Origin of the sequence: Vibrio sp. 1F279 (assembly GCF_041439815.1) — a bacterium.
Taxonomy (GTDB): Bacteria; Pseudomonadota; Gammaproteobacteria; order Enterobacterales; family Vibrionaceae; genus Vibrio; species Vibrio tasmaniensis_A.
This window is the reverse complement of record NZ_JBGOOU010000015.1, coordinates 43,624-57,129: the sequence shown is the minus strand read 5'-3', so window position 1 is coordinate 57,129 and position 13,506 is coordinate 43,624. Positions and strand designations below refer to the sequence as shown.

Genomic DNA, 13,506 nt, shown 5'->3' with positions numbered 1-13,506 from the left:
TACTCAAGGAACAACTCGACTATCCCCTAGAACAGCGGCAAGTAGAACGATATCGAAAGAAAATAGAACTAAATCGAAGGCAGTCAGGGCTATACCGAAGGCAAATAGAAACTTTGTTGAAATGAGTTTTCTGCTTTTGTTGTTTCTAAAACACTATGATGCAACATCAGTATCGACTGAGCGATTTTGGTGCCAATACCTAACGAACCATTAGGGGCCTCTAGTTCAACTTCATTATGGATAACGACCTTCACCCGTTTTGAATCCGATTCTAAACCTACATCTAACGACACCATTGTTCCGCTCGGGCTATGCCTTAACGCATTATCTAGCAGATTCAAGATCAGCCTCTCAAGTAAATCACTGTCACCCACAGCCTTGATTCCAATAGGTATATTGACGTTCAACTCCACATTCTTATGGCGATGCTGGCTTTGTATCGTTTCTAAGCATTCGTTCATCAACACATTAAAATCGATTGAAGCGTATTGATACGTAGGCAAAGGATTATCATTCCTGGCGCTATCGAGTAATGAATGGAGCTGTTCAGACAACTTGTTGCCATTACGGTAAGCGACGTCAATCAACGGGTCTGACTTCGGATTTTGAATCTTCCACGTTTCTAGGTAGCCAAGAACACTCGATAATGGCGTTTTCAAATCATGACTGAGCTGTAATAAGCTTTGTCTGCGGTGTGATGACTGATACTCAAGCTGCAAAAACTGTTGTTGGATGTATTTCGCCATCAATTGATAAGAACGTGCAATGGGCACCAATTCTGGCACTTGATGGACAAAGTTAGGTTCCAATCTAAAATCTTGCTCAGCTTGTTGCTGCAATTTATTGGTTACCGCCTCAATTGGGTTCAACAGACTGCGTTTCACTAGCAGATAAGCTCCAATCGCAAAGCCAAAAATAGAAACCAGCACAAGCCCTGCAAGTGCGATGTATGGTGTATCAACCTGAGAGTTGGTGATCACAGTATGGCGATTACTTCCTATCACCACATACAAATAACCCACCGTCGACCCTAACTCTTCAATCGCCGCCACAGAAAATACTTTAGGAGAGCCTGGGTTGATCGGGTCTTCGCCCAAAATAGGATAAGGCTCGTCATTTAAGAACTGTTGAATGGGCGCTAGATCTATCTGATTGGCTAACACAGTGCCTTCAGGTGCTGCATTGGTGGTGATATTGCCCTGACTATCCAGAAAATAGATATCAAAATCAGGCCCAATCAACATCAAGGTATGGAATATAGATTTGAGTGCTTTGGGATTGTAGTCTGTACCGATCATGAGAGGATTATCATCGCGCATATGAACCGCGAGCTCTTTATGTAAGCTCTGCTTAGTTCTTTGTTCTATGGTCTCTTTTTGCCAATGATAAGTGTAAGCAATCACCACACTTACCAACAAAAACCACAAACTTGTGAACAGCACTAAACGCGATTTGAAACTCATGTTCTCTCCTCGGTGGCTCGTAGGTCTTACTGGCTTTTTAGTAAACTTAGGGCGCGACACATAGACCTAAGCTTTTGACTCAAATTTATAGCCAACACCCCAAACGGTTTTAATGAAATCATCATCACTATTGGGCATCGCAAGCTTGGTTCTTAGACGGTTGACCGTGCTACACACAGTATGGTGATAGCCGGAGTGATGAGTATTCCAAACGTGATCGAGCAGCTCGTCTTTGCTATACACACGCCCCGGGCGGGTTGCTAAGAAGTGAAGTAAGGTAAACTCGGTAGCAGTCAGCGGTACGTCTTGATTATTGAGTGACACCTGATGGCGTTCAGGTTGAATAATGAGCCCGCCAAAATTCATAATTGATTCTGTTGTCATAGCCTCTTGAGTGACTGATTCAACATGGCTTAAACGGCGTAGTACGTTCCTCACTCTTGCTTGAAATTCAAGAACACTGAAGGGTTTCGTTATGTAGTCATCAACACCGGCTTCTAAACCTGACACCTTATCTAGCTCAGCATCCCTTGCTGTTAGCATGAGTACCGGTGTCCAATCTTCTTTCTGACGGATCATCCGACAAAAATCGAGTCCATCACCATCAGGTAAACCTCGATCGAGCACGACTAGATCAAACTGACCATCCAGGTATAGATCCTGTGCTTTTTCAATCGTATTGGCTCTTTCGACATTATGGCCTTGGAACTTAAGATGCATCTGCACCAGTTCAGCTAGGTCATCATCGTCTTCAACCAACAACATGTTTGCCATCAAATTTACCGCAGCACTATTCATGATCCCTGCTCTATTCGGAGTCTGCCTACCTTTCAATTGACCGGAACAGAGCAGGAATTCTTTCATCGTGCTTTCAACCCTATTATTCAGTTCGAGTAATGGTGATTCTTGCTCCTGGGTTGAGGAAACGATGGTTAGCACTTAAAGCAGACGTCGTAAGGCCGTCATCTTGGCTGATTACGCCAGAGTGGAAACTCACTACATCGGTGTCGTCTCGTGTGGTATTAAAACCCTCACCACCGCCTGCAGGCCCTGGAATGGTTGCAGCAAGCTCGTCGTTCAATTCCGTTCCTGAGTCCCACACATTCATGTTCATCACAAAGGTATCACCCACGGCTAATGACTTAAGCGACAAACCGGATTCACCAACAAACGCATCATTGGTGTTCACCAACAAACGCATCATTGGTGTTCACCAACATGGAAGCAACTGAGATATACCCTTCTTGATTTGGGTCAACACGAATAGACACCGTGTCTTGCTCACCTGAAAGAATCAGCCCATTGCCTGAGATGCCTTGATAAACATTGGCGTCACTGTCACTGAGCGCAAGCAATTGTGCATTACTGCCTCCTTCCGCTAAGTATTCCAGATCGACAGAGGCACTTTGCCCAACTTCAAACAGGTCAAAATTCGTATTGTGAGTCAATACCGCGAGGGGCGACATAGGTTGATTGGGGGTGAGGTTAGTCACACTCACATCATAGCGATAGTAATCGTCGTCATCGTCCGGACAACCTGCTAACACAGCTACTGATGCAGCGATAAATAGAATTCTAGCTTTCATACATCCCCCTTACTTCACAACAATGGTGATAGTAGCCACAGGGTTTAACCAACGATGACTGCTACTATCGAGGTCGCTGATTCCGCCAGCCGCGTCACTATCACCAATGTTGCCCGGATGAATATGAACCTTAGCGTTTGAGACTGCAGTTTCAACTCCAGTACCACCAGCACCAAAGGTAATAAATGGCGGGTTTGGCATGCTGCCCGCTAGCTCATCATTGGCTTCTGTGCCTGCGTCATAGCCATTGAGGGTCGCTTTATAGGTGCCCGCTTGAGTTGGGATTTTCCAACTGTCTAAGCCAACAAAGCCGTCGTTGGTTGGCAGCAGCATGGCACCCAATGACAAGTAAGCTAAATCACCGGTGTCGATATCAAACGTAGTTGCGACGCCCGGATTAAGAATACCGGTAGCTGGGTTTTCAACCACCACACCACCCGCGTTTGCAATCAAACTCGATAGACCTGAAATATCGCCACCTTCGGCCATCGATTCCAATTCCGCAGAAGCACTCTCACCCGTTCTAAACATGAACAAGCTGGAGTCATGAGCGGCTGCCAAGATAGGCGTAAAGTAGATCCCTTTCGTTGCGTTGGTAACGGTCACCTCAAGCTCTGCAGCCTGAACCTGAGCCGCTCCGAAGGCCAACATAGCCGAGCTAATCACTAAGCTGATTTGAGTACGTTTGTTCATTTTGATTCCATCCTTTATCGAGTCCTATCGTTGCCAACAAAACGAATAACAGCGATATACCGTTACCTTTGCCAGAACGAACTGTGGTGTTGTTGACTCTAAGAATGGCGATCAAATCTATCAGCAACTTCATTGAATTCTCATAAAACTCTCACAAGTTTATTCAAACTTATTACTATCCGGAAATATAGTTCTAAGAGACTGATATATAGTTAGAAACTCTCGTTCTAGAAATGAGAGTTAGACAAGGAATCATGGTTCAAGAATAGTGCAGACCAAACGCAAAAGGCCCAATCGACATACCGACTGGGCCTTTTATCTGATGTGTCAAAGTTCTCTCACGAAAGCTCAATCGATTTCAGCTGAGCGAACCATACACCACCAAATTAGAATGCGTAGTTTGCGTCAACAAGTTCGCTTACTTCAACTTTGCTTACTTCTGCGCGAGCTTCAAGCCACTGCGCTACTTGCAGTTGCTCTGCTTCTGTCACTGAACGGTAGCGCTCAATAGAACATAAGAAACCTTCGAACAGCTCTAAACCACCGCCACCAAAGCACAGGCCGATGCTGTCGATAAAATCGATAAATTCATCGATGAACACATCGTATTGGTCAAAATCAGCAATCGAAGTCGTGCAGCTTACTTCAAAACCTAGAATAGCGAATTCACCTAGGTATAACTTCTTGCGTAGGCGGCGATTTTTGTTTTCGATTTTATCTAATTTCATAACTGTCTCTCTTTTCGTTTGATAAAGCATTTATACACAGTTCTTCGTTAATTCCCAAGAGTTTTGTATTGCACGAGAGGCTTAACGGGAAAAATCGTGCTGCAGAAACAAAACCTTAATCAAAACTATAAAAATCTGTCACTTAACTGCTTCACGATTGGTCACACATTGAACCAGCTATTAACTCATTAGAAATAGCTTGGTTACACGTGAATAACGAATAATAAAGTCAGCCAACAGGAAGCAGTCCCGATGAGCAAGGAAACATTTGATAGCACTCGTTTTAACAAGAGTAACAACAAGCCCTTCGAAGAAGTTCTAGATGCGAACCTTTCAAGAAGAAATGTATTGAAAGGCGGTCTTGGCATCAGTGCAATGACGGCGTTTGGCGCGTTTGGTTTAGCGGGTCACAGCGCGGCCAACGCTGCGACAATGCAAGCAACGAGCGCACAAAAAAGCACTGCAACACTTGCCTTCGAATCGGTTAAAGGATCATTGACAGACAGTGTCGTTGTACCAAAAGGCTATACAGCACAAGTATTGGTTCCTTGGGGTACTCCACTCAACAAACAAGGCAACGCTTGGTTAAAAGACGGCACCAACAACGCACAAGATCAAGCCAACGCATTAGGCATGCATCACGATGGCATGCACTTCTTCCCGCTTAATGGCAACAGCAATGATGGCTTATTGGTGATCAACCACGAATACATCGACCAAAAAGCGCTGCACGCCAACGGACCAACATACAACGAAGGCGCTCGCCCTAGCCTTGATGAAGTACGTAAAGAGATCAACGCGCACGGCGTGAGTGTTGTTCGAGTGAAACTTGAAGGCAACCAATGGGTGATGGTCGATAACGATCCACTGAACCGCCGCTACACAGGCGCAACAGTAATGGACCTGTCTGGCCCTGTTGCTCACAGTGAATTTACCAAAACCAAGTTCTCACAAGACGGCAGCCAAGCTCGTGGCACGTTGAACAACTGTGGTAATGGCTACACGCCATGGGGCACTTACCTAACGTGTGAAGAAAACTGGCCGGGTTATTTCGTGAACAAAGGCGAGACAACGCCAGCACAAGAGCGTATTGGTATCGCAACCGACAAAACACGTTACGGTTGGGACACACTTTCAGGTAACAAACAAGAACGCTTGGACGAATTTGCACGCTTTGACGTAACACCAAGCGCTGATTCGCCGATTGATGACTACCGTAACGAAGCACATGGTCACGGCTACATTGTCGAAATCGACCCATACACAGCGAACTCTCGCGCTAAGAAACGTTCTGCACTGGGTTGTTTCCGTCATGAAGGTTGTACGTTTGGCAAACTTACTGAAGGTGAGCCTATCGTGTTCTATTCTGGCCACGATTCTCGCTTTGAATACCTGTACAAGTTCGTTTCTGAAGCGAAATGGGACCCACGTGACGCAGAGCCGAGCAATCGCCTAAGCGCGGGTGACAAGTACATGGACAAAGGCACGCTGTATGTGGCTAAATTCAATGATGATAGTTCAGGTACTTGGCTACCGCTAACTCTGAGTAGCAAGACGACAAACGGTGGCAAGCTAGGTGATTCATTTGACTCTCAAGCAGCGCTTATCATCAATACAGCAGGCGCAGCCGACCTTGTAGGCGCAACGCCAATGGATCGCCCTGAATGGTGCTCTGTTGACCCAATGACGGGGACGGCTTACCTTACGCTGACTAATAACAACAAGCGTAAAGAAGCGAACTCTGCGAACCCTCGCGTAGACAACAAGTTCGGTCATGTAATTCGTTGGGATGAAGGCAAAACAGCAGGCGTGTTCGATTGGGATATCTTTGTCTTCGGTTCTCCAGCAGTGGAAGACAAATCTATTAACCGCTCAGGTCTAACTGACATGAACCAATTCGCGAGCCCTGACGGCTTAGCGTTTGATGCTCGTGGCATCTTGTGGATTCAGACTGATAACGGCGCAGATGAAGTTACAGGCTACACCAACGATCAAATGCTGACAGTGGTTCCATCTCAGTTAACGGATGACAACGGCAACAGCGCGGTGATTGATGCAAACAACCAAGCACAGCTTAAACGCTTCTTTGTGGGCCCAAACGGTTGTGAAGTAACAGGCTTTACCATCAGCCCAGACTTCAAATCACTATTTGTAAACATTCAACACCCTGCTAACTGGCCATCTTCAGAAGATGCAACGGCACAAACTCAAGGCAATGTTCGCCCAAGAGCATCTACCGTTGTGATTCGTCGTGAAGACGGCGGTGAAATCGCGGTTTAAAAAGCAAATCTAGCTAAGATCAGCAACCTTACTGTTACCTAGTTTCTGTTCGCTAGCTAAGTAAAATCAAAAAAGAGCGATAAGGCCAAATGCCTTATTGCTCTTTTTTAAATTCTATACGATCTTTGATTCAACTAATGATCTGCGGCTTTGTGAACTGCTCTTCACCCCAAACCAAATCACGCACCGTCATCCTCGAGAAGGAGGAACGACTGAGCGGGGATCTCTAACCGTTATCGCTAGCTCACGAACAACCAAACACCAACGCCCATCATCAACGTACCTGCAATACGGTTCATTAACTTAACGTTATCGGCTTTGCCCAGCATATGCTTTAAGCTCTTTCCGCCTGTCGCGTATAAGGTCATGCAAACAAACTCAGAAACCAGAATAATCGACACTAAAATCAACAACTGCGGCGCTAAGTCTTTATTGCTGTTAATAAAAGGAGGCAGTAACGAAATCATGAATGCCCAACCTTTAGGATTCGCGATTGCCGTTACAAAGCCTTGTACCACCAAATCCCAATCATTACTGACTTTTGTTGTTTGGTTGTCAGTACTGATCGCCAACTTGCCTCTTGAGCGCCACATCTGAACGCCTAAATAGAACAAATAAGCTGCACCAACAAACTTGAAGCCCGTAAATAGCCACGGGTAGTTCAACATAATAGATGCAATACCCAATACCGCAGCAATGGAAACCACCGCAACACCAGCCAATTCACCGATCATCATCCATAATGTACGTTTGTATCCAACACTCATTCCAAGTGTCAACGCCAAAGTCATACACATACCGGGCGTGATTGACACGAAGAAAAACGTGGGAATAAAAGCCCAAAGTAGTGCGCTATCCATATTATTACCTTACTGGCTTATTTTTATTTAGTGGCTTTTGCTTCTTGATCGGACTTGAAATGAAGCGATGTTGAAACGAAGTAGTGATGACAATAACCAATATTGCGAACAATACAAACAAAAAGAGCCACATAACAGTGGCTCTTTTCAATCACCAACCGTAATTACTTACGACGGTTTTTAATTCGCTTCATCATAGTCAAACGACGTTCAGCACTTGCTTGATCTTGTGGCTCTTCGTTTGCGTTGTTCTTACGACCCTGACGGTTTTTGTACGCCGATTTAGTGTTCAGCTTCTCGATGTAAGCATCACGTTTCTTCGGTTCATAACCCGGTTGTTCAACACGGCGAATACGTTGTTGGATCAGTTTTTCAACTTGAACAACAGTCAGCTCTTCTTCGCGGTTAACGAAAGAGATTGCGTGACCTTGTTTACCAGCACGACCTGTACGACCAATACGGTGAACGTAATCTTCCGCTAGGAAAGGCATGTCATAGTTAATTACGTGTGGTAAGTCTTCGATATCAAGACCACGAGCCGCAACGTCGGTTGCTACCATCACGCGAGCTCTGCCTTCTTTGAAGTCATCTAATGCGCGACGACGAGCGCTTTGCGCTTTATCACCGTGACAAAGTACCGCTTTAATGCCGTCAAGCTTAAGCTCTTTAACCACATCGTTCGCTGTTTCTTTGTAGTTCACGAACACAAGAACCTGACGCCAGTTTTTACGGCCAATCAGCTCAGAAAGCAGTTCTGTTTTACGCTCTTGATCCACAGGGTAAACCACGTGACCAACAGTAGAAGCCGTTGAGTTTTCGCGCTCAACACTAATACGTTTTGGTTTACGTAGAATATCAACAGACAGTTGGTTTAACTGAGTTGATGTTGTCGCTGAGAACATCATGATTTGCGGCGATGTTTCTACATCCAACATGATCTTACGAACGGCGTTGATAAAGCCCATATCAAGGATACGGTCAGCTTCATCGAATACTAGAAACTCTAGGTTAGCAATAGACACGTTACCCGCTTCTAAGTGCTCTTCTAAACGGCCTGGTGTTGCAACCAAAATATCCACACCCAGCTCTAATTGACGAACTTGTGAAGACATTTTGTTACCACCGTAAACCGCTGAAACGCTTAGTTCAGTGTATTTAACGTAGTCTTTAATGTTTTGAGCGATCTGCGCAGCAAGCTCACGAGTTGGAGCAAGAATAAGGCCGCGAGCCGTTCCTCTAGAAGCCTTTTTGCCGCTGTTCAAAAGGTGTTGGATAACAGGCAATGAAAATGCCGCTGTTTTACCCGTACCGGTTTGAGCAGTAGCAAAAATATCATGGCCTTTACGAGCCATTGGAATCGCTTTTTGTTGAATTGGAGTGAGTTTTTCATAACCACACTCAGTCAACGCTTTGACTAATTCAGGAGCAAAACCTTGAGAGGAAAATGACATTGTTACGGGTTCCTTAAGCAGACAGCCTACATTCTTATTTCAGCCGAGCACTATAAAGTAATTAGAGTGATTTATCTCACATTTATCGTGATATAACGCAAACTTTCTCATTTAATCTGGTGTTTACCCCACCTTCAACGAGGTAAACACCAAGATCCTTAGTTCAAACAGCAAAAACAGGGCTATTTGATACCACACAGCTTGAGTAGAATCTGCTCGAGATCGTCCCAAGGCATTAACTGCGAGTCGATCACTTCAAGACGAGACTCAAAGCCATCAAGGGAAATTTCATTCACTGACACCACTTGATTCGCCACATTGAATGCGTAGCAACCTTGGTCGGTGTTCACTACGGCTTTTACACGCTCAGCCGTTAGATCCGACAGCATTGAAAACAGCGCATCAAAATCAAACTTATGCTCTGCGCCAAACAACCAGCCACAACTAAAGTAGCCCTGCCCTTTATTCTCTTTACGGATGAAAGCTTCACCGGGAGGAAGTTGGAATTGAGGCTCTTGCTCAGCGTGATCGTGATGATGCGCTTCAATATGAGAGGAAGCACTGCCGTATACTCTTTCAATGTCCAACACTTCCAATGGCACTTCACCATCGTGAATTAGCTTATGGAAGACTTTTGCTGGCGTTTGATCCGTCACCCAATCATTGAACACATCGATGTCTTCAGAATGAACAAGGTCAACCTTAGTACCAAGAATCACATCAGCACTGTCCAGTTGATCATTAAAGTTCTGATTCGACGTGTACTTTTCATTGGATAGGTTTCGTGGGTCAACCAAGCCAAGCGTCGCTTTTAAATCAACATAAGGTGTGTATTGCTCTGAAGTGAGTGTCGCAATAACCTGTTTAGGGTGACCAAGCCCAGTTGGCTCAATCAATAAACGGTCCGGTTTTTGGCGCAGTAAGGCATTAATACCTACCGACATAGGCACACCTGCAGTACAACACATGCAGCCACCCGGTACTTCTTTAATTAAAGCACCTTGGTCTGTCATTAATGCGCCATCAATGCCGATTTCGCCAAACTCATTAACCAGGACAGCCCAGTTTTCATTCTCAGGTTTATTTTTGAGCAGGTTCAAAATAGCTGTCGTTTTGCCAACACCCAAGAAACCCGTAATTATGTTTGTAGGAACTTTTTTGGTCATATCAGTTCTCCTTTTTTTAGGAGTATATACACAATCACGGAGAAATTGACCCCAATCGCTTGTTTATACGGAGAATGATTTAAGCCAGAAGTTGTATGAGTGTCACTAGAAAGGGGGGAACTATGAAAAAGGAATGCTCCAGACGAACTAAAGGCGTACTTACTCAGTACGCCTCACCCTCGTTACTCAATCGTGAGTTCGCGAATCAGGAAGCCTTAAATATCGACCTGAACATTTAACGAGGAACTAAAACTTTATTCTGAATCCATCCAAATTGTGTGTAAAACCTCACTTCTCCTTGCGGTTCGTTATGTTGCTTTACGATTTAACTATGGTTCATTTTTGGGGATATTCAAGCCGCCACCGGAGAATCGATCAAAATTGTGACGGCGATTCAACTATTGCCTATAGATTCCATTTATGTAACACGTATATTCCATAAATGAAATTCAACTTTGCATCTTTGCTGCTATAGGATATGCAGAGGACGCGTATAATTTATTGCAGTCCCGCCTCAACCCATTCAGGAGCCTTATCTCAATGACCAGAAGAGAGAAAATTAAGCAGTCCCTACTCGCCAAAATGCCAAGGGATGCTATTAATCAATTTCTCTCAAGAGATAAAACACCCGCTTCCGTTCTCTTTCTTTCTTGTATTGTAGGTGTACTTGCTGGCGTGGTGGGTACCTATTTCGAAGTCGCGGTTCATTTCATCACAGAAACTCGTACCGATTGGCTTAAAGATGAAATCGGTAGCTATTTACCCCTTTGGCTGGCCGCTTTCCTTATTAGTGCTGCATTTGCCTTTATTGGTTACTTCCTCGTTCACCGCTTTGCTCCAGAGGCTGCAGGCTCAGGCATCCCCGAAATTGAAGGTGCTATGGACGGTATGCGCCCTGTTCGATGGTGGAGAGTATTGCCAGTAAAATTCTTTGGCGGTATGGGCGCATTAGGCTCTGGTATGGTTTTAGGTCGAGAAGGACCAACCGTTCAAATGGGCGGCAGTATTGGTCGCATGGTCACCGATATCTTTCGAGTTAAAGATGACGATACTCGCCACTCACTATTAGCTTCGGGTGCCGCAGGTGGTTTAGCCGCCGCATTCAATGCACCACTGGCTGGCATCATGTTTGTAGTCGAGGAGATGAGACCACAGTTTCGCTACTCACTCATATCAATTAAAGCCGTCATCATCTCCGCGGTTTCAGCCAACATCGTTTTTCGATCAATCAACGGACAATCTGCCGTTATCACTATGCCTCAATACCAACCGCCTGAACTGGATGCTCTGTGGTTATTCTTGTTGTTAGGCGTGTTGTTCGGCCTGTTTGGTGTGATTTTCAATAAGCTGATTACACTTTCGCAAGACCTGTTTGTGGCAATACACAAGAATGACCGTAAACGCTACTTAATGACAGGTTCCCTGCTGGGCGGTTGCTTTGGCTTATTGCTGCTCTATATACCCGAGTTGACTGGCGGTGGTATTGGTATCATCCCGAACATCACGAATGGCAACTACAGCGCAAACGTGCTGCTGTTAATCTTCTTAGGGCGCGTGCTCACCACGCTACTTTGTTTCGGCTCTGGTGCACCGGGTGGTATCTTTGCACCAATGCTTGCCCTAGGAACACTCTTTGGTTACGCGTTTGGGCTTATCGCGGCGGCATTCTTTCCTGAACTGAATATTGAACCGGGTATGTTTGCAATTGCTGGCATGGGAGCCTTGTTTGCCGCCACCGTGCGAGCGCCTATCACTGGTATTCTGTTGGTTATTGAAATGACCAATAACTACTACCTGATCCTACCGTTGATCATCACCTGCTTAGGCGCGGTAATCATTGCTCAGATGTTAGGTGGTCAGCCAATTTACAGCCAACTACTTAACCGTACGCTGAAAAACGAGAAACTAAGACAGCAAGATCTCCCTCAGCAAGAGGAAGTTCGTTAATTACATTGAAAACGTCAGTTCAAATGTGGGACTTAAACGTAACTCGTTAAGTTCCACTAATACAGTCAAATTCCACTACTACAATAAGCAAACCAAGCTCAATATTTATAGAACACTCAAGAAAATCAAAAACACTTTCATCGCGCTTTATATATCAATTTCGAATCAAAACCTTAAAAGCAAACGTTAAACTTGCTATTATCCACGAAATTATTTACATGCCTAACAACACCGATTGTGAGCATGACTGAACGTTTTGATTAGAGTATACGTTCTACATTTAACTGAGTGGAGCAAGTCGTTGAACTGGAGAAGATTAACCCAAGTAAAGAATGTTCCACCATCTCAGGCATCTTTAGCACTTGGCGTTATAGGGCTGGGGCAAGCTTGGGCATTATATCTTCCAGGGGTTGGTGAGCTCATTCGTTCTTACCTTGCTGCGTTTGGCGCACTGTTATTGCTGCCCGTTTTACTTCGTTATCTCACAAGTTTTGATACTTTTATCAATGACATTCGCCATCCACTTAGCGGAAGCTTAATGGCGCCGATGAGCATGGCGTTATTGATTCTATGTGACTATCTCGCCGAGATATCTCCAATAATCGCCTATCCAGTCTGGTTCTGCGCGTTGTTGTTGCATTTTACCATGATGGTGTTGTTCTTTAGTTTCCAGATCCTCAATTTCAAAATGTCGAACATTGTGCCGAGTTGGTTCCTGTATCCCGTGGGGTTAATCAGCAGTTCCTTAGCAGGTACACAGTTTGGACACACCGTTTTTTCAGAGACACTGGCGGCCACTTGTATCGGTATCTATTTCCTAATGCTGCCAGTGGTGTTGTACCGCTTGGTATTCGAAGGAAACCTGCCACGTCGAGCAAGACCAACACTCGCAATCATGGCGGCTCCGGTTAACTTATCTTTAGCCGCTTACTTGGTGAACTTCGACAACCCAGATCCGATTCTGACAGGAGCATTGGCTGGCATTGCTATCACCATGACTCTATTGATTTACTTATGTTACATCCGTCTAATGCGTCTGAAGTTCCAACCTTCGATTGCAGCCGTCACCTTCCCGTCCGTGATCAGCGCCATTGCTATGCACCGCTTAACCACATTTTTCGGTGCTGAATACCCACAATGGTATTGGCTGCATAAATTCGGCTTCTTTGAATTAACCATCGCGACCATCCTAGTGATTTGGGTGGCAGGCGGTTATGTGAAAATGTACTGGCCTGAGTTTTTTGATTCTGATTACATGTCCAAAAAGGTTAAGCGTTCTTAAAACGAACGCCAGAAGATCTTACCTTGATCACCCCCTACTCCAATATCCAA

The 13,506-nt window shown here is 45.0% G+C and carries 11 protein-coding genes and 1 pseudogene; 3 read left to right on the top strand and 9 right to left on the bottom strand.

The genetic code is table 11. The annotated features are described in order from the left end of the window. Positions 1-89: 89 nt before the first annotated feature. The 6 genes and pseudogenes from ACED60_RS12760 to ACED60_RS12735 all read right to left on the bottom strand — a co-directional run bounded on the left by ACED60_RS12760 (position 90) and on the right by ACED60_RS12735 (position 4,470). Positions 90-1,463, bottom strand: coding sequence for a histidine kinase dimerization/phospho-acceptor domain-containing protein (locus tag ACED60_RS12760; RefSeq protein ID WP_371727705.1), 1,374 nt, complete (start codon positions 1,461-1,463; stop codon positions 90-92). A 66-nt stretch (positions 1,464-1,529) separates the two neighbouring features. After that, positions 1,530-2,261 carry a response regulator transcription factor gene (locus tag ACED60_RS12755; protein WP_012600504.1) on the bottom strand — a complete coding sequence of 244 codons (732 nt, stop codon included), beginning with the start codon at positions 2,259-2,261 and terminating at the stop codon, positions 1,530-1,532. An 82-nt stretch (positions 2,262-2,343) separates the two neighbouring features. Then, positions 2,344-3,049 (bottom strand): annotated as a pseudogene (locus ACED60_RS12750) (spondin domain-containing protein). A 9-nt stretch (positions 3,050-3,058) separates the two neighbouring features. Then, positions 3,059-3,742, bottom strand: coding sequence for a spondin domain-containing protein (locus tag ACED60_RS12745; RefSeq protein WP_009845478.1), 684 nt, complete (start codon positions 3,740-3,742; stop codon positions 3,059-3,061). Beyond that, positions 3,708-3,875, bottom strand: coding sequence for a hypothetical protein (locus ACED60_RS12740; RefSeq protein ID WP_012600501.1), 168 nt, complete (start codon positions 3,873-3,875; stop codon positions 3,708-3,710). Before ACED60_RS12740 ends, ACED60_RS12745 begins: the two co-directional genes overlap by 35 nt. A gap of 253 nt (positions 3,876-4,128) precedes the next feature. Next, the gene (locus ACED60_RS12735; RefSeq protein WP_004731398.1) at positions 4,129-4,470 is read right to left on the bottom strand and encodes a YggL family protein; all 342 of its coding nucleotides are present in this window, start codon (positions 4,468-4,470) and stop codon (positions 4,129-4,131) included. 252 nt (positions 4,471-4,722) lie between these two features. Here ACED60_RS12735 and ACED60_RS12730 point away from each other — a divergent pair, with 252 nt between their 5' ends. Then, entirely contained in the window at positions 4,723-6,750 is a 2,028-nt protein-coding gene (locus ACED60_RS12730; RefSeq protein ID WP_371727704.1) for a PhoX family phosphatase, read from the top strand. Between the two features lie 239 nt (positions 6,751-6,989). On the opposite strand, the gene ACED60_RS12725 is transcribed toward ACED60_RS12730, so the two are convergent. From ACED60_RS12725 to ACED60_RS12715, 3 genes are all read right to left on the bottom strand, one after another. Next, on the bottom strand, positions 6,990-7,610 hold the full coding sequence (locus ACED60_RS12725) for a LysE family translocator (protein ID WP_004731394.1): 621 nt from the start codon (positions 7,608-7,610) through the stop codon (positions 6,990-6,992). 164 nt (positions 7,611-7,774) lie between these two features. Beyond that, positions 7,775-9,061: a DEAD/DEAH box helicase gene (locus ACED60_RS12720; RefSeq protein WP_122047490.1), complete on the bottom strand. Its 1,287-nt coding sequence runs from the start codon at positions 9,059-9,061 to the stop codon at positions 7,775-7,777. Positions 9,062-9,243: 182 nt separating this feature from the next. Beyond that, on the bottom strand, positions 9,244-10,227 hold the full coding sequence (locus ACED60_RS12715; protein ID WP_017082085.1) for a GTP-binding protein: 984 nt from the start codon (positions 10,225-10,227) through the stop codon (positions 9,244-9,246). Positions 10,228-10,767: 540 nt separating this feature from the next. Between ACED60_RS12715 and clcA the strand changes: the two genes are divergently transcribed. Together clcA and ACED60_RS12705 are read left to right on the top strand one after the other, a co-directional pair. Beyond that, complete coding sequence (gene clcA / locus ACED60_RS12710) at positions 10,768-12,174, top strand: H(+)/Cl(-) exchange transporter ClcA (protein ID WP_017078301.1); 1,407 nt, start codon at positions 10,768-10,770, stop codon at positions 12,172-12,174. 301 nt (positions 12,175-12,475) lie between these two features. Next, complete coding sequence (locus tag ACED60_RS12705; protein ID WP_122047488.1) at positions 12,476-13,456, top strand: TDT family transporter; 981 nt, start codon at positions 12,476-12,478, stop codon at positions 13,454-13,456. Positions 13,457-13,506: the final 50 nt, after the last annotated feature.

Coding starts and splice junctions, on each gene's coding strand:
- ACED60_RS12760 (WP_371727705.1), bottom strand. CDS start 1,463: ATGAGTTTCAAATCGCGTTTAGTGCTGTTCACAAGTTTGTGGTTTTTG.
- ACED60_RS12755 (WP_012600504.1), bottom strand. CDS start 2,261: ATGAATAGTGCTGCGGTAAATTTGATGGCAAACATGTTGTTGGTTGAA.
- ACED60_RS12745 (WP_009845478.1), bottom strand. CDS start 3,742: ATGAACAAACGTACTCAAATCAGCTTAGTGATTAGCTCGGCTATGTTG.
- ACED60_RS12740 (WP_012600501.1), bottom strand. CDS start 3,875: ATGAAGTTGCTGATAGATTTGATCGCCATTCTTAGAGTCAACAACACC.
- ACED60_RS12735 (WP_004731398.1), bottom strand. CDS start 4,470: ATGAAATTAGATAAAATCGAAAACAAAAATCGCCGCCTACGCAAGAAG.
- ACED60_RS12730 (WP_371727704.1), top strand. CDS start 4,723: ATGAGCAAGGAAACATTTGATAGCACTCGTTTTAACAAGAGTAACAAC.
- ACED60_RS12725 (WP_004731394.1), bottom strand. CDS start 7,610: ATGGATAGCGCACTACTTTGGGCTTTTATTCCCACGTTTTTCTTCGTG.
- ACED60_RS12720 (WP_122047490.1), bottom strand. CDS start 9,061: ATGTCATTTTCCTCTCAAGGTTTTGCTCCTGAATTAGTCAAAGCGTTG.
- ACED60_RS12715 (WP_017082085.1), bottom strand. CDS start 10,227: ATGACCAAAAAAGTTCCTACAAACATAATTACGGGTTTCTTGGGTGTT.
- clcA (WP_017078301.1), top strand. CDS start 10,768: ATGACCAGAAGAGAGAAAATTAAGCAGTCCCTACTCGCCAAAATGCCA.